The organism is Streptomyces solicamelliae, assembly GCF_045348655.1.
Lineage (GTDB): Bacteria > Actinomycetota > Actinomycetes > Streptomycetales > Streptomycetaceae > Streptomyces > Streptomyces solicamelliae.
This window is the reverse complement of the sequence record NZ_CP160404.1, coordinates 822,531-835,589: the sequence shown is the minus strand read 5'-3', so window position 1 is coordinate 835,589 and position 13,059 is coordinate 822,531. Positions and strand designations below refer to the sequence as shown.

The window sequence follows — 13,059 nt, the reverse complement described above, 5'->3', positions numbered from 1 at the left end:
CAAGGAGATGCGCCGTCCTATGGTCGCAGAGTTAGTGCAGGAACCTTTAATAAACAAGGGCGCGGAAAAGCCGCCGAGGACACGGATCTTGCGGAGGATCAGGGTGGGGACCACGCAGCTGGATTCGGTGCCGGAGCCCAAGTACTGGCACCTCAAGACCGTGATCGGCGAGGCGCTGGACTCCGACTTCGCCGTCGGCGAGATCCTGCCGAACGAACGCGAGCTCGCCGCCCGCTTCGGCGTCGCCCGCGCCACGCTCCGCCAGGCCCTGGAACAGCTCGAGCTCGAGGGTCGGCTGCAGCGCCGCCGCGGCGTCGGCACCACCGTCGCCCCGCCCCGCATGGGCGTCGACGTCTCCACCGCCCAGCAGGCCTGGCCCGGCGCCGGCGAGGACGTCTGGCAGTCCCTCGACTCCGCCGTCGACGTCCCGCCCGCCGCGGTCGCCCGCCAGCTCGACACCGAGCCCGACGAGCCCGTCCACGTGGTGCGCCGACTGCGCGTCAGCCAGGGCCAGCCCGTCGCCGCCGAGCTGCTGTACGTGCCCTTCGGCTGCGTCCCCGAGCGCCCCACCGCCGACCCGCTCGGCGGCCCCGCGCGCGCCCGCGCCGTCCTGCGCGAACTGCAGCGACTGGCCCTCGACGGCCAGGACCGCTCCGTGGAACTCGGCTCCGCCCGCGCCGACGACGCCAAGGAACTCGACCGGCTGCCCGGCGCGCCGGTGCTCGTCGTCACCACCCGGTACCTCTCCGAGGGCCGCACCGCCGCCGTGTCGGCGGCCACCTACCGCGCCGACACCTGCCGCCTCACCTTCGGCGACTCCGGCGACCTCGTCATGGCCTCCTGACGCACCGACCGACCCACCGACGACACGAAGCGGCCCCGGCGTTCACCGAACGCCGGGGCCGCTTCGCGTCGCGCCCGCTCACCGCCGGGACGTCACCGCCCCGTCCACGGCGAACAACTGCTCCTCGACATGGTCCAGCGCCAGCTTCAGCGCGCCCGTACCCACCGCCGCCTCGCCCAGCAGGGACAGCGCCACCCGCGGCGGGCGCAGACAGAACCGGGCCAGCTCCTCGCGCAGCGGCTGCAGCACCCCGTCCAGACCGGCTGCCCAGCCGCCGACCACCACCAGCTCCGGATCCAGCGCGAGGACCAGCGCCGCCACATCGTGGACCAGCCGCTGGATGAACCGGTCCACCGCCGCCTGCGCCCGGGCGTCCCCGCTGCGCGCCAGCGCGAACACCTCGGCCACCGCCTGCTCGTCGAGCGGGTGCAGCGGTTCGTCCGTCGTCGAGAGCAGCGTCTCCGGGGTGACCTCACGGCCCAGCAGATGCAGCGCCCCGATCTCGCCGGCCGCCCCGCCGTAACCCCGGTGCAGCCGCCCGCCGATCAGCGAGCCCGCGCCCGGGCTGAGCCCGGCGAGCACGAACACGATGTCGTCCGAGTCCGTCGCGGCGCCCTTCCAGTGCTCGGCGACCGCCGCCGCGTTGGCGTCGTTCTCCACGAGCACCGGGCAGCGGAACGAGCGGCGCAGCCGCTCGCCCAGCGCCAGGCCCGTCCAGCCGGGCAGCGCCGTGCTCAGCCGGACCGTGCCGTCCGCCTCGACGATCCCGGGCGTGCCGACGCCGACCGCGCGCAGATTGCTCCGCGGCACCCCGGCCCGCCGCAGGACGTCGGCGACCACCGCGCGGACCCGCTCCAGCCGTTCGTCCGCCGACGCCGTCTCGGAGACCTCGCGGGAACCGGCCATCATGATCCGGCCGTCGAGCCCGGACAGCAGCGCGGCGACCCGGTGCGGGCCGATCTCGACCCCCAGCAGATGCCCTGCCTCGACACGGAAGCGGAACCTCCGCGCCGGCCGGCCCTGCCGCCGGGTCTCGCGCTCCTCCGGCGCCGCCTCGACGACCAGACCGGTCGCCATCAGGCCCTCCGTCACGCCCTCGACGGTCGGCCGGGACAGGCCGGTGACCCGGGTGAGGTCGGTGAGCGTCAGCGCGTCGGATCCGCGCAGCGCATGGAGCACCACTGCGGAATTGATCCGCCGCAGCAGCGACGGGTCCCCGCCGGTCAGCCGCCCCACAGTGTGTCCTCCCAGCTCGCAGCGCGTGTCTGCCGGATGGTACTCAATGGTTGTCAAGGACGGCGAGGCGAGTGGGCGTCTGACGGACCCTCGGCCGACCGCCGACTGTCAGTGGGCTTCGCTTTACTTGATCCATGACCCTCGCAGGCCATCTCGCGACGATCGACCGGCTCCGACTCGACCCCTTCCCGGAGTCGCCGGTCAGATCCGGGCTGTGCGACAGCGGTCCGGGCTTCCATGTCGCCTCGCTCGCCCGCAGCGAGGAGTTCTGGGAGGACGACGGCACCCGTCGCTTAGAGGTGGAGGAGCAGTACGAAGCGGAGCGGGACGCGCTCGGCGAACTGCTCGCCGCCCGCTGGGGCGCGCACGAGCACGTCTCGCTCTTCTCCGTCCTCGCCCGCTCCATGGACGGCGAGGACATACCGGAACCGTGGGACGTCCTCAGCAACCACACGCCCGACCTCTACCTGTGGCGGGCGGACGGCCGCTGGATAGGGCTCGGCGTCTCCCAGTGGGACGACGAACTGCCTTTTGAACTCGTCCTGCTGGTCACCGAGGTCGACCCGCCCTGACGGTCTCGGACGCTCACTCCCCGGCGGCCGCCGCCCGCAGCCGTCCGTACTCCTCCGCCATCGTCTCGGCCGTCCAGTGCGCGTTCAGCCCGCTGGGGTTGGGCAGGGCCCAGATGCGGGTCTCGCCGATGGTCCGTTCCTGCGGCCCGATGCGAGCCTTCGGCTCGGCGAAGGCGGCCCGGTAGGCGGTCACGCCGACCACGGCGAGCCAACGGGGCCGCAGCTCCCGCACCTTCGCGGCGAGGATCCGGCCGCCCTCGCGGTGCTCCTCCGCGCTCAGCTCGTCGGCCCGCGCGGTGGGGCGGGCGACCACGTTGGTGATGCCGAGCCCGTACGCGAGCAGTTCGCCCTGCTCCTCCGGCAGCAGCCGGCGCGGGGTGAAGCCGGACAGGTGGAGCACCGGCCAGAACCGGTTGCCGGGGCGGGCGAAGTGGTGGCCGGTGGCGGCGGTCATCAGCCCCGGGTTGATGCCGCAGAAGAGTACGGAAAGGCCGCCCGCGGCCACGTCGGGGACGACGCGGTCGCGAGCGGCCTCCAGCTCCGCCGGGGTGAACCGGGTCAGAGGATGGCTCCCGGGGTGTAGCCCGCGGCCTCGGGGTGCTGCTTGACGAGCTCCTCGATGCGGCCGACGACCGTGGCCACCTGGCCCGCGGCCGCGCCGGTGAAGGACAGCTTGTCGGCCATCAGCGCGTCGAGCTCCGCGCGGTCCAGCGGGATGCGCTCGTCGGCGGCCAGCTTGTCGAGCAGCTCGTTGCGCTCGGCGCCCTGCTCGCGCATGGCGAGCGCGGAGGCGACGGCGTTCTCCTTGATGGCCTCGTGCGCGACCTCGCGGCCGACGCCCGCGCGCACCGCGCCCATGAGGACCTTGGTGGTGGCGAGGAACGGCAGGTACCGGTCGAGCTCGCGGGCGATGACGGCCGGGAAGGCGCCGAACTCGTCGAGCACGGTGAGGAAGGTCTCGAGCAGACCGTCGAGCGCGAAGAACGCGTCCGGCAGCGCCACACGGCGGACCACCGAGCACGACACGTCGCCCTCGTTCCACTGATCGCCGGCCAGCTCGCCGGTCATCGACGCGTACCCGCGCAGGATGACCATCAGGCCGTTGACGCGCTCGCAGGAGCGGGTGTTCATCTTGTGCGGCATCGCGGACGAGCCGACCTGGCCGGGCTTGAAGCCCTCGGTCACCAACTCGTGACCGGCCATCAGCCGGATGGTCTTCGCGATCGAGGACGGCGCGGCGGCCAGCTGCACCAGGGTGCTGACCACGTCGTAGTCGAGGGAGCGCGGGTAGACCTGGCCGACCGAGGTGAAGGCGTGCGCGAAGCCGAGGTGACCGGCGATCCGCTGCTCGAGGTCGGCCAGCTTGTCGGCGTCGCCGCCGAGCAGGTCCAGCATGTCCTGCGCGGTGCCGACCGGGCCCTTGATCCCGCGCAGCGGGTAGCGGCCGAGCAGGTCCTCCAGGCGGGCGTACGCGACCAGCAGCTCGTCCGCGGCGGTGGCGAAGCGCTTGCCGAGGGTGGTGGCCTGGGCGGCGACGTTGTGCGAGCGGCCGGCCATGACCAGCTCCGCGTACTCGCCGGACAGCTTGCCGAGCCGCGCGAGGACGGCGACCGTGCGGTCGCGCATCAGCTCCAGGGAGAGCCGGATCTGCAGCTGCTCGACGTTCTCGGTGAGGTCGCGCGAGGTCATGCCCTTGTGGACGTGCTCGTGGCCGGCGAGGGCGTTGAACTCCTCGATCCGGGCCTTCACGTCGTGCCGGGTGACCTTCTCGCGCTCGGCGATCGAGCCGAGGTCGACCTGGTCGAGGACGCGCTCGTAGTCGGCGAGCGCCTCGTCCGGCACCTCGATCCCGAGGTCCTTCTGGGCACGCAGCACCGCGAGCCACAGCCGGCGCTCCAGCTTCACCTTCTGCTCGGGGGACCAGAGGACGGCGAGCTCCGCGGAGGCGTAGCGGCCGGCCAGGACGTTGGGGATGCGGGGCTTCGCAGTCACAGCAGTCACGTGTCCTGATTCTACTGGCGGTTTCTGCAGGCCAGCGCCATGGCCCGGTTGGGAGCTTGCTACGAGACGCTCGTCACGTTGCCGGCCCCGTCGGGACCGGACCCGTTCGGCGACGCGGCGTACGGCAGCAGCTCCGGGCGCTTGGGCGGCAGGCCGTCGCCCGAGGACCGGCCGGTCAGGCGCCGCATGACCCAGGGCCCGAGGTACTCCCGGGCGAAGCGCGCGTCGGCGACCCGCCGGGCCGCCCAGGCCGGGCGTACGGCCGGCGGCAGTTCGGTGCGCCAGTCGTCCTCGGCCGGCAGACCCAGGGACTGCCACACGGCCTCGGCCACCCGACGGTGCCCCTCGTCGGTCAGGTGCAGCCGGTCGACGTCCCACATCCGTTGGTCGCCCAGGGCGGGAGCGCCGTACAGGTCGACCACCAGCGCGCCGTGCCGGGCGGCGAGCTGGTCGATGTGGTCGAACAGCTCCTCCATCCGGGGTCGGAAACGCTCCATCACCGGGCCGTTCCGGCCGGGGGAACGCATCAGCACCAGCTGCCCGCAGGACGGCGCCAGCTTCTCGACCGCCTCGGTCAGCAGCCCGCGCACCCGGCCCATGTCGCACTTCGGCCGCAGGGTGTCGTTGAGCCCGCCGACCAGCGTCACCACGTCCGCCTGCATCGCGGCGGCCGCGTCGACCTGCTCCTCGACGATCTGGCCGATCAGTTTTCCGCGGACGGCGAGGTTCGCATACCGGAATCCCGGGGTACGCGTCGCCAGACGGGCGGCCAGGAGGTCGGCCCAGCCGCGGTACGTCCCGTCCGGCAACCGGTCGGACATACCCTCGGTGAAACTGTCGCCCAGGGCGACGAGACTGTTGTAACGAGCATTGATCTCCATGGCGGAGCGATCATACCGCGCGGTATGGCGCGCACGGATCCGCGGGAGACCGGGAGGGGAAGACCCAATGAGCGAGGCGCTGCAGAGCGCGCTGGCGGAGGCGCTGGCGGACCTGGTGACGATGATCGACACCTGTGACGACGACGAGGCGCTCGACCAGGACATGGCGGTCACGTGGCTGGAGAGCACCGGCTACATCCTCGGCAGGCTCTCCGAGGCCGACCGCCGGACCCTCGACCGGCTCTTCCGCGAGGCCGCGCTCCGCCAGGAGCCCGGCCCGTACCGCGACGCGCTGCTCACCACCTCCGAAGGCTTCGGCCTCACCCTGGACGTGCACGCCGCGCAGTGCGACGCCGTCGAGGACCTCGGCCGCCGGTTCGTGAAGACCGTGCAGGACGCCGACCCGGCCACGCCCGTTCCCACCTGCCCCGGCTGGACCCTGGCCCACCTGACCCGGCACGTCGGCTCCGTGCACCGCTGGGCCGGGCACCTCGTCGGCACCCGGTCCACGACGCGCGTCCGTGCCGCAGACCTTCCGCTGGACCTGCCGGAGGACCCGGCCGCGTACCCCGGCTGGCTGGCCGCCTCCGCCCACTCCTGCCTGGGCACTCTTCGGAACGCCGACCCCGACACCGGCCTCTGGTCGCCCGGCGGCGACCCGCACGTGCGGTACTACCCGCGGCACCTTCTCGCCGAGCTGCTGGTGCACCTCGCCGACGCCGAGCTGGCGCTGGGCGGGGGACCGGGCCCGATCGAGCCCTCCCACGCCGCCGACGGCATCGACCACTTCCTGTCGAACGCCGCCCACCTCCCGTGGGTCGCCGAGCCGATCGCCCAGCTCGGCCGCGACGGCGCGGTGCTCCGCCTGGAGGCGGGCGACACCGGCGCCGTGTGGAACGTCACGCTCGGCGGGGGCGGCTTCGCCTGGCGGCGCACGGCGGAGGGCGACGCCACCGCGACGGTGCGCGGCGACGTCGCCGATCTGCTGCTGTTCGTCCACGGCCGGTACGAGACGGAGAACCCGCGGCTCGCCGTCACCGGCGACCGCGGGCTCCTCGACGCCTGGCGGGGTGCCACCGCGCTGTGAGCGCTAGGGCGCCAGCGGCCGGCCCACCAGCTCCCGCAGCACGTCTTCCATCGTGACGAGTCCGGCCAGCTTGCCGTCCTCGTCCAGGACCGCCGCCAGGTGCGTCCGGCTGCGGCGCATCGCCGTCAGCACGTCGTCCAGCGGCGTCGCCGCCCGCACCCGGGCGATCGGCCGCAGCGCCGACACCGGGAACGGCAGGTCGCGCGGGGTGACGTCGAGCGCGTCCTTCACATGGAGGTAGCCGAGGATCTTCCGGCCCGCGTCCACCACCGGGAAGCGGGAGAAGCCCGATTCGGCCGACAGGGCCTCCAGCTCCTCCGGCGTGGTGCCGGCCCGCGCGTACACCACGCGCTCCACCGGCATCACCACGTCCCGGACCGGGCGGCGGCCCAGCTCGAGCGCGTCGTGCAGCCGCTCGGCCGCACGGTCGTCGAGCAGGCCCGCGTCCCCGGCGTCGGTGACCATCCGGGCCAGCTCGTCGTCCGAGAACGTGGCCGCGACCTCGTTCTTGGGCTCCACCCGCAGCAGCTTCAGCAGCCCGTTGGCGAAGGCGTTGATCGTGAAGATCACCGGCCGCAGCGCTCGCGTCAGGGTCACCAGCGGCGGTCCGAGCGCCAGGGCCGTACGCGTCGGCTCGGCGAGCGCGATGTTCTTCGGCACCATCTCGCCGAGCAGCATGTGCAGGTACGTCGCCAGGGCCAGCGCGATCGCGAACGAGATCGTGGTGGCCACGCCGTGCGGCACGCCCATCGCGTCGAACATCGGCTCCAGCAGGTGCTCGATGGCCGGCTCGGCCACGATGCCGAGCACCAGGGTGCACAGCGTGATGCCGAGCTGCGCCGCCGCGAGCAGCGCCGAGACGTGCTCCAGACCCCACATGACGCTGCGCGCCCGCCGGTTCCCGGCCTCCGCCAGCGGCTCGATCTGACTGCGGCGTACGGAGATCAGCGCGAACTCCGCGCCGACGAAGAACGCGTTCACGACCAGCGTCAGCAGGCCGATCAGCAACTGGATCGCGATCATCGGCCCGCCTCCCGGGACTCGTCCGTACCGTCCCCGTCCGTCGGCGCGTGCATCAGCACCCGCGCCGCGCGCCGGCCGGAGGCGTCCACGACGTCCAGCCGCCAGCCCACCAGCTCGACGCTGTCGCCGACCTCGGGGATCCGGCCGAGCAGCGTCGCGAGGACCCCGGCCAGCGTCTCGTACGGGCCGTCCGGCACGCGCATGCCGATGGCCTGCAGCTGGTCCGTACGGGCCGCGCCGTCGGCGGACCAGAGCTCGCGCCCGTCCTCGTCGACGCCCGCCCGGGCCAGGTCCGGGGTCTCGTGCGGGTCGTGCTCGTCGCGGACCTCGCCGACGACCTCCTCGACGATGTCCTCCAGGGTCACCACGCCGGCCGTGCCGCCGTACTCGTCGATGACCACGGCCATCGTCCGCTTCCCGGACAGCCGGTCGAGCAGCCGGTCCACGGTCAGCGTCTCCGGCACCAGCAGCGGCTCGCGCACGATGTCGGCGACGCTGCGGCGGCGCCGCTCGTCGGCCGGTATGGCCAGCACGTCCTTGATGTGGGCGATGCCCACGACCGTGTCGAGGTTGCCCCGGTAGACCGGGAACCGGGACAGGCCGGTCGCGCGGGTCGCGTTGGCGACGTCCTCGGCCGTGGCCTGCACGTCGAGGGCGGTGACCTGGACCCGCGGCGTCATCACGTTCTCGGCGTCCAGCTCCGCCAGGTTGAGCGTGCGGACGAACAGCTCGGCGGTGTCCGCCTCGAGGGCGCCCTCCTTCGCCGAGTGCCGGGCCAGCGCCACCAGCTCCTGCGGGGAGCGGGCGGAGGCCAGCTCCTCGGTCGGCTCCAGGCCGAGCCGGCGCAGGATGCGGTTGGCGGTGTTGTTCAGGTGGGTGATCAGGGGCTTGAACGCGGTGGAGAACACCCGCTGCGGGTTGCCCACCACCTTCGCCATGGCCAGCGGCGAGGAGATCGCCCAGTTCTTCGGTACCAGCTCGCCGACGACCATCAGGACCACGGTCGACAGGGCCGTGCCGACGACCAGCGCCACCGACGAGGCCACCGACGCGGACAGGCCGATCGCCTCGAACGGTCCGCGCAGCAGCGCGGCGATCGAGGGCTCGGCCAGCATGCCGACGACCAGGTTGGTCACGGTGATGCCCAGCTGCGCGCCGGAGAGCTGGAAGGTGAGGGACCGTACGGCCTTCAGCGCGCCGCCTGCGCCCCGCTCGCCGCGCTCCGCGGCGCGCTCGAGGTCGGCGCGTTCGACGGTGGTCAGCGAGAACTCCGCCGCGACGAAGGCGCCGCACGCCACGGCGAGCAGGAGCGCCACCAGGAGCAGGAGCACTTCGGTCATCGGTTCACCTCCGTCCCATGATCGGGCAGGGGGAGGCGGATCGCTCGATGTCTGCTACTGGGAGGCTCGCCCATGGGCGGACGCTCACACCTTTCGGTCGTCGTTCGGTGCCCGGGCGCGCTCGCGCCGGGCGAAAGAAGACCATGGTAAAGGACAGGCAAAGCAGGGCCGTCATCCGGCCACATCGCGGACGCCTCCACGCCCTCGCACGCTCATGCCCTCACGAGGTGCCGTGCCCGGCCAGCGGCTTGACCCAGCGGGTCCACTGCTCCTGCGGCGCGTACGCGGCGGCCTGCCACGCCCGCTGCCCGAGCTCGTTCCGGTCGAGCACCATCGCGTCCGCCCGCCGCCCGCCGAGCCGTGCGAACCGCTCCTCCGCCGCGTCCAGCAGCGCCCCGCCGATGCCCTGCCGGCGGTGCTCCGGGTGCACGGCCAGCCGGTACAGATGGCAGCGCCATCCGTCGTACCCGGCGATCACGCTCCCCACGAGCACACCGTCCCGCTCGGCGAGGATCAGCGCCTCGGGGTCCCGGGTCACGAGTCGCGCCACCCCGTCCCGGTCGTCGGTGATGCTGGTGCCCTCGGCGGACTCCCGCCAGAACGCCAGCACGGCGTCGATGTCGTCGGGACCGGCCGGGCGGATACGCACAAGATCGTCCATGCGTCGAGCCAAGCAGAGCCGTCCCCGGCCGGGCGAGCGAATTCCACGGTGTGGACACGCTGCCGGCCTCCGGTGCGGTCAGTCCTTCCGGAGCTCCGCGACGACCTCCCCGAACGCCTCCATCGAGTCCTGCAGCACCGTGACGTACGAGAAGCCGTACCGCGCACGCTGCGCCCGCAGCCGGTCGGCGATCTCCCGCACCGTGCCGACGAGGAGCAGCGGCAGTTCGAGGGCCTGCTTCTCGGTCAGGTAGGGGACATGGGGGAGGAACTCCGCCACCGCTGCCGCGCGGTCCTCCGTCAGCACGACACGCTGGACCAGCAGGTTCCGTTCGGCCGGCGCCTCCCGGCCGGCCTCCCGTTCGAACCGGGTGTACGCCGCGACCCGCGCGTCCAGCTCCTCGGCGGTCAGCACCCGCACCCGCCCGCTCTCGGTGCGTCCGCCGGTGAACGCCGCCACCTCGGCGCGGCGCGCCGCGAGCCGCAGCAGCCGGTCGCCGTTGCCGCCGATCAGCAGGGGCGGCGCCTGGCCGTCGAGATGCCGGTCCAGCTCCTCGACCGTGCGCTCCAGCAGGGCGACGCGCTCGCCGGGCGGCAGGAAGTCGATGCCCGCCGCCTCGTGCTCCTCGCGTACGTAGCCCGTGCCGATGCCCAGTTCGAGCCGCCCGTCCGTCAGCGCCTGCGTCGTCGCGACCTCGCGGGCCAGCAAGGCCGGATTCCAGAAGCCGGCGTTGAGCACGAAGGTGCCGAGCCGCGGCCGGCTGGTCACGGCCGCGGCGGCGACCAGCGCGGGGAAGGGGGCGGGCATGCCCAGATGGTCGGCGACGAGGATCCGGTCGTACCCGAGTTCCTCCGCGCGCCGGCAGCGGGCGCGCCACTCCTCGCCGGTGCTGTGGCCGACCATGTTGACGCCGAAACGGAAGGGACGGACGGGTAATTCGGTCGCGTACATGTACGGGTCTCTCCCCTTGTCGGTGCTAGCAGATCGGCGCTAGCGTGGCGATGTGGCCAAGACACAGCTGAACGTACGCGTGGACGAGACCACCGCGGAAGTGGCCCGCCGGCGGGCCCAGCAGCGCGGGGTGAGCGTCAACCGGTACATCGAAGAACTCGTGCAGCAGGACGCGGGCGAGGTCGGGCGGGCCTTCGTCGAGGCCGCCGCCGACTTCATGCGCGAGTACGAGACCGTGTTCGCCGAGGAGTTCGGGCAGGAGCACCCCGGCCGCGCCGCATGACCGTCGACATCGACCTGTCCTGGCTGCTCATGGTCGCCGAGCACCGGACGCCGGGGGACCCGCAGGTGACCGACTGGGGCGCCCTGATCGCCGCGGTCGCCCGGCACGAGGCCGAGATCTTCGGCGTGTCCGTCTACACCGACCCGCACGCCCGCGCCGCCGCGCTGCTCCAACTCCTCCTGCACGTACCGGCGTTGGAGCACTCCAACGCCATGTACGCCTCCGCCGTCGCCTACGGCTATCTCGTCGCCTGCGGGTTGAAGGTCGTCACCTCGCCCGAGCAGGTCCGGGACCTGGCCCGGCTCGTCAAGGACGGCAAGGGGGACGTGCGAGCCGTCGCCGACGAACTGCGCGGCTGGACCCGCTGAGCCGTCGGGACCCGGTCCGTCAGGCCGACGGTCGGCGCGCCGAGCCCAGGACGCAGTACGACGACGGCATCCGCGGGCCCTTCTCCGGGATCAGCAGACTGCGGTACGACACGTCCTCGAAGCCGGCCGCCTCGATCGCCCGCACCGGCTCCCGCGCCGTGTGACAGCCGCCGAACAGCAGCGGCCACACCGTCAGGTCCAGGCCCCGCTGCGCGGTCGCCATCGCCCGCCCCGGCGCCCGGCCGTGCTCGAAGAAGCGCAGTTCGCCGCCCGGGCGCAGCACCCGGTACAGCTCCTGGAGCGCCCGCGGCACATCCCGTACCGTGCACAGCACCAGCGACGCCACCGCCGCGTCGAACGCCTCGCTCTTCACCGGCAGCGCCTCCGCCGCACCCGGAACCACGTCCACCGGAACGCCCGCCCGCAGCGCGGCATCCGTGGCCAACTGCCGCAGATGACGCTCCGGTTCGATCGCCACCACCTCGGAGACCGCGCCCGGGTAGTACGCGAAGTTCAGCCCGTTGCCCGCGCCGATCTCGATCACCCGGCCCGACAGGCCGGACAGCAGCGCCTCGCGGTGCCGCGCCACCCCGCCCTTCAGATCCGCCTGGACGCTGAACCGGGCGTAGAACCGGGCGAAGAGCGGATGGTGGACGGCGTCCTTCCGGACCTTCGGGGGGCGTGGTGACATGACGGACCTCCTCGGGCGGATACGCCCATTCTCCCCCGTGGATCAGTTCACGAAGCAGAACTCGTTGCCCTCGGGGTCGCGCATCACCTGGAAATCGCCCTGCGGGTCGGTCACGATCCCGCCGACCCGCACCGCTCCCAGCCGTTCCGCCGCGTCCGCGGCGGCGGACACCGAGCCGCCCTCCAGGTCGAGATGGAGCCGGTTCTTCACCGCCTTGCCCTCCGGCACCTGCTGGAAGGCGATCCGCACGAACCCGGGCGGTTCGACGTACGACCAGTCAGGACCGCGGTCCACCGGCTCGCCGCCGAGCAGCGCCGCCCAGAACCGGACCAGGGCCGCCGGATCCGCGCAGTCGAACACGATCTCGCTGACCTTCGCTCTCATGGCCGTCAGCCTACGGAACGGGCGAACGCCTCCGCGTCCCACGCGCCGCCGAGCCGCGGGGCGAGCCAGCCGGCCGCGCGCGTACGGAACTCCTCCGGCGTGAGCGCGCCGGCGCCGTGCGGGACCGCGCCGAGCAGCGGTGCGCCGGCGGCCTCCGGGAGGTCCGTCAGATTGCAGCGCTCCGCGAGGTCCGGCTCGTCCGGCCAGCTGCCGACGACCACACCGAGCGGGTCCAGGCCCCGGGCGCGCAGGGCCTCCGTGGTGAGCGCCGTGGCGTTGAGGGTGCCGAGCCCGGCGGGCGCGACGACCAGGACGGGGGCGTCGAGGGCGCGGGCCACGTCGGCGAGGGTGCCGCCGTCCTCGTCGAAGCGGACGAGGAGACCGCCGGCGCCCTCGACGAGCACGAGGTCGTGCTCCTCGGCGAGCTTCGCCGCGGCGGCGGCGGCCTCCGCCGGAGTGACGGGGGTGAGGCCGGCCCGGCGGGCGGAGGTCGCGGGGGCCAACGGCTCCGGGAACCGGGCGAGTTCGCTGGCCGTCGCGGCGCCGGAGAGGTGCGCGGCGGTGTGCGCGTCGCCCGGCTCGTCCGGCGCGAGGCCGGTCTGCGCGGGCTTCAGCACGGCGACGGAGCGGCCCTGCGCGCTCGCGACCGCGGCGAGCGCCGCGGTCACGATCGTCTTGCCGATCTCCGTCCCGGTCCCGGTGACGACGATGACGTTCACAAGAATTCCTTTCCTCGC

The 13,059-nt window shown here is 73.3% G+C and carries 16 protein-coding genes; 5 read left to right on the top strand and 11 right to left on the bottom strand.

Annotation, left to right across the window (positions count from 1 at the left end; translation table 11 throughout):
• Positions 1-103: 103 nt before the first annotated feature.
• Positions 104-844 carry a GntR family transcriptional regulator gene (locus ABZO31_RS03900; protein ID WP_406859522.1) on the top strand — a complete coding sequence of 247 codons (741 nt, stop codon included), beginning with the start codon at positions 104-106 and terminating at the stop codon, positions 842-844.
• 78 nt (positions 845-922) lie between these two features.
• Here ABZO31_RS03900 and ABZO31_RS03895 read toward each other — a convergent pair whose 3' ends face one another.
• Positions 923-2,080, bottom strand: coding sequence for an ROK family protein (locus ABZO31_RS03895; RefSeq protein ID WP_406859521.1), 1,158 nt, complete (start codon positions 2,078-2,080; stop codon positions 923-925).
• A 134-nt stretch (positions 2,081-2,214) separates the two neighbouring features.
• Here ABZO31_RS03895 and ABZO31_RS03890 point away from each other — a divergent pair, with 134 nt between their 5' ends.
• A complete protein-coding gene (locus tag ABZO31_RS03890; protein WP_406859520.1) occupies positions 2,215-2,652 on the top strand; it encodes a hypothetical protein in 438 nt (145 codons plus the stop codon).
• Between the two features lie 13 nt (positions 2,653-2,665).
• On the opposite strand, the gene mug is transcribed toward ABZO31_RS03890, so the two are convergent.
• From mug to ABZO31_RS03875, 3 genes are read right to left on the bottom strand one after another with little or no spacing between them, the layout of a single operon-like run.
• Positions 2,666-3,214, bottom strand: a complete 549-nt coding sequence (gene mug / locus ABZO31_RS03885) for a G/U mismatch-specific DNA glycosylase (RefSeq protein WP_406865245.1) — start codon at positions 3,212-3,214, stop codon at positions 2,666-2,668.
• Positions 3,211-4,653, bottom strand: a complete 1,443-nt coding sequence (gene purB / locus ABZO31_RS03880) for an adenylosuccinate lyase (RefSeq protein ID WP_406859519.1) — start codon at positions 4,651-4,653, stop codon at positions 3,211-3,213. Before purB ends, mug begins: the two co-directional genes overlap by 4 nt.
• A 59-nt stretch (positions 4,654-4,712) precedes the next feature.
• Positions 4,713-5,534, bottom strand: coding sequence for an SGNH/GDSL hydrolase family protein (locus ABZO31_RS03875; RefSeq protein ID WP_406859518.1), 822 nt, complete (start codon positions 5,532-5,534; stop codon positions 4,713-4,715).
• A gap of 67 nt (positions 5,535-5,601) precedes the next feature.
• Here ABZO31_RS03875 and ABZO31_RS03870 point away from each other — a divergent pair, with 67 nt between their 5' ends.
• Positions 5,602-6,621 carry a maleylpyruvate isomerase family mycothiol-dependent enzyme gene (locus ABZO31_RS03870; protein WP_406859517.1) on the top strand — a complete coding sequence of 340 codons (1,020 nt, stop codon included), beginning with the start codon at positions 5,602-5,604 and terminating at the stop codon, positions 6,619-6,621.
• A 3-nt stretch (positions 6,622-6,624) separates the two neighbouring features.
• Here ABZO31_RS03870 and ABZO31_RS03865 read toward each other — a convergent pair whose 3' ends face one another.
• The 4 genes from ABZO31_RS03865 to ABZO31_RS03850 all read right to left on the bottom strand — a co-directional run bounded on the left by ABZO31_RS03865 (position 6,625) and on the right by ABZO31_RS03850 (position 10,596).
• Positions 6,625-7,644 carry a hemolysin family protein gene (locus tag ABZO31_RS03865; protein WP_406859515.1) on the bottom strand — a complete coding sequence of 340 codons (1,020 nt, stop codon included), beginning with the start codon at positions 7,642-7,644 and terminating at the stop codon, positions 6,625-6,627.
• The gene (locus ABZO31_RS03860) at positions 7,641-8,984 is read right to left on the bottom strand and encodes a hemolysin family protein (protein ID WP_406859514.1); all 1,344 of its coding nucleotides are present in this window, start codon (positions 8,982-8,984) and stop codon (positions 7,641-7,643) included. The genes ABZO31_RS03865 and ABZO31_RS03860 overlap by 4 nt, the downstream gene beginning before the upstream one ends.
• A gap of 220 nt (positions 8,985-9,204) precedes the next feature.
• Positions 9,205-9,645, bottom strand: a complete 441-nt coding sequence (locus ABZO31_RS03855) for a GNAT family N-acetyltransferase (RefSeq protein ID WP_406859513.1) — start codon at positions 9,643-9,645, stop codon at positions 9,205-9,207.
• Positions 9,646-9,723: 78 nt separating this feature from the next.
• Positions 9,724-10,596, bottom strand: a complete 873-nt coding sequence (locus ABZO31_RS03850; protein ID WP_406859511.1) for a TIGR03621 family F420-dependent LLM class oxidoreductase — start codon at positions 10,594-10,596, stop codon at positions 9,724-9,726.
• A gap of 52 nt (positions 10,597-10,648) precedes the next feature.
• On the opposite strand from ABZO31_RS03850, the gene ABZO31_RS03845 reads away from it, so the two are divergent.
• Both ABZO31_RS03845 and ABZO31_RS03840 read left to right on the top strand, forming a co-directional pair.
• On the top strand, positions 10,649-10,879 hold the full coding sequence (locus tag ABZO31_RS03845) for an antitoxin (RefSeq protein ID WP_393650241.1): 231 nt from the start codon (positions 10,649-10,651) through the stop codon (positions 10,877-10,879).
• Entirely contained in the window at positions 10,876-11,247 is a 372-nt protein-coding gene (locus ABZO31_RS03840) for a fic family toxin-antitoxin system, toxin component (RefSeq protein ID WP_406859510.1), read from the top strand. The genes ABZO31_RS03845 and ABZO31_RS03840 overlap by 4 nt, the downstream gene beginning before the upstream one ends.
• A 19-nt stretch (positions 11,248-11,266) precedes the next feature.
• Here the strand turns inward: ABZO31_RS03840 and ABZO31_RS03835 are convergent, their stop codons facing one another.
• Genes ABZO31_RS03835 through bioD form a run of 3 tightly spaced genes read right to left on the bottom strand, consistent with a single transcriptional unit; the run spans position 11,267 to position 13,041 of the window.
• A complete protein-coding gene (locus tag ABZO31_RS03835) occupies positions 11,267-11,938 on the bottom strand; it encodes a class I SAM-dependent methyltransferase (RefSeq protein ID WP_406859508.1) in 672 nt (223 codons plus the stop codon).
• A gap of 42 nt (positions 11,939-11,980) precedes the next feature.
• Positions 11,981-12,322: a VOC family protein gene (locus tag ABZO31_RS03830; RefSeq protein ID WP_406859506.1), complete on the bottom strand. Its 342-nt coding sequence runs from the start codon at positions 12,320-12,322 to the stop codon at positions 11,981-11,983.
• A 5-nt stretch (positions 12,323-12,327) separates the two neighbouring features.
• Entirely contained in the window at positions 12,328-13,041 is a 714-nt protein-coding gene (gene bioD / locus ABZO31_RS03825; RefSeq protein WP_406859504.1) for a dethiobiotin synthase, read from the bottom strand.
• Positions 13,042-13,059 lie beyond the last annotated feature (18 nt).

Excerpts from the sequence above, each read along its gene's own strand:
- ABZO31_RS03830 (WP_406859506.1), bottom strand. The coding sequence starts at position 12,322 with ATGAGAGCGAAGGTCAGCGAGATCGTGTTCGACTGCGCGGATCCGGCG.
- ABZO31_RS03835 (WP_406859508.1), bottom strand. The coding sequence starts at position 11,938 with ATGTCACCACGCCCCCCGAAGGTCCGGAAGGACGCCGTCCACCATCCG.
- ABZO31_RS03860 (WP_406859514.1), bottom strand. The coding sequence starts at position 8,984 with ATGACCGAAGTGCTCCTGCTCCTGGTGGCGCTCCTGCTCGCCGTGGCG.
- ABZO31_RS03890 (WP_406859520.1), top strand. The coding sequence starts at position 2,215 with ATGACCCTCGCAGGCCATCTCGCGACGATCGACCGGCTCCGACTCGAC.
- ABZO31_RS03865 (WP_406859515.1), bottom strand. The coding sequence starts at position 7,644 with ATGATCGCGATCCAGTTGCTGATCGGCCTGCTGACGCTGGTCGTGAAC.
- ABZO31_RS03840 (WP_406859510.1), top strand. The coding sequence starts at position 10,876 with ATGACCGTCGACATCGACCTGTCCTGGCTGCTCATGGTCGCCGAGCAC.
- ABZO31_RS03855 (WP_406859513.1), bottom strand. The coding sequence starts at position 9,645 with ATGGACGATCTTGTGCGTATCCGCCCGGCCGGTCCCGACGACATCGAC.
- ABZO31_RS03870 (WP_406859517.1), top strand. The coding sequence starts at position 5,602 with ATGAGCGAGGCGCTGCAGAGCGCGCTGGCGGAGGCGCTGGCGGACCTG.
- ABZO31_RS03850 (WP_406859511.1), bottom strand. The coding sequence starts at position 10,596 with ATGTACGCGACCGAATTACCCGTCCGTCCCTTCCGTTTCGGCGTCAAC.
- ABZO31_RS03875 (WP_406859518.1), bottom strand. The coding sequence starts at position 5,534 with ATGGAGATCAATGCTCGTTACAACAGTCTCGTCGCCCTGGGCGACAGT.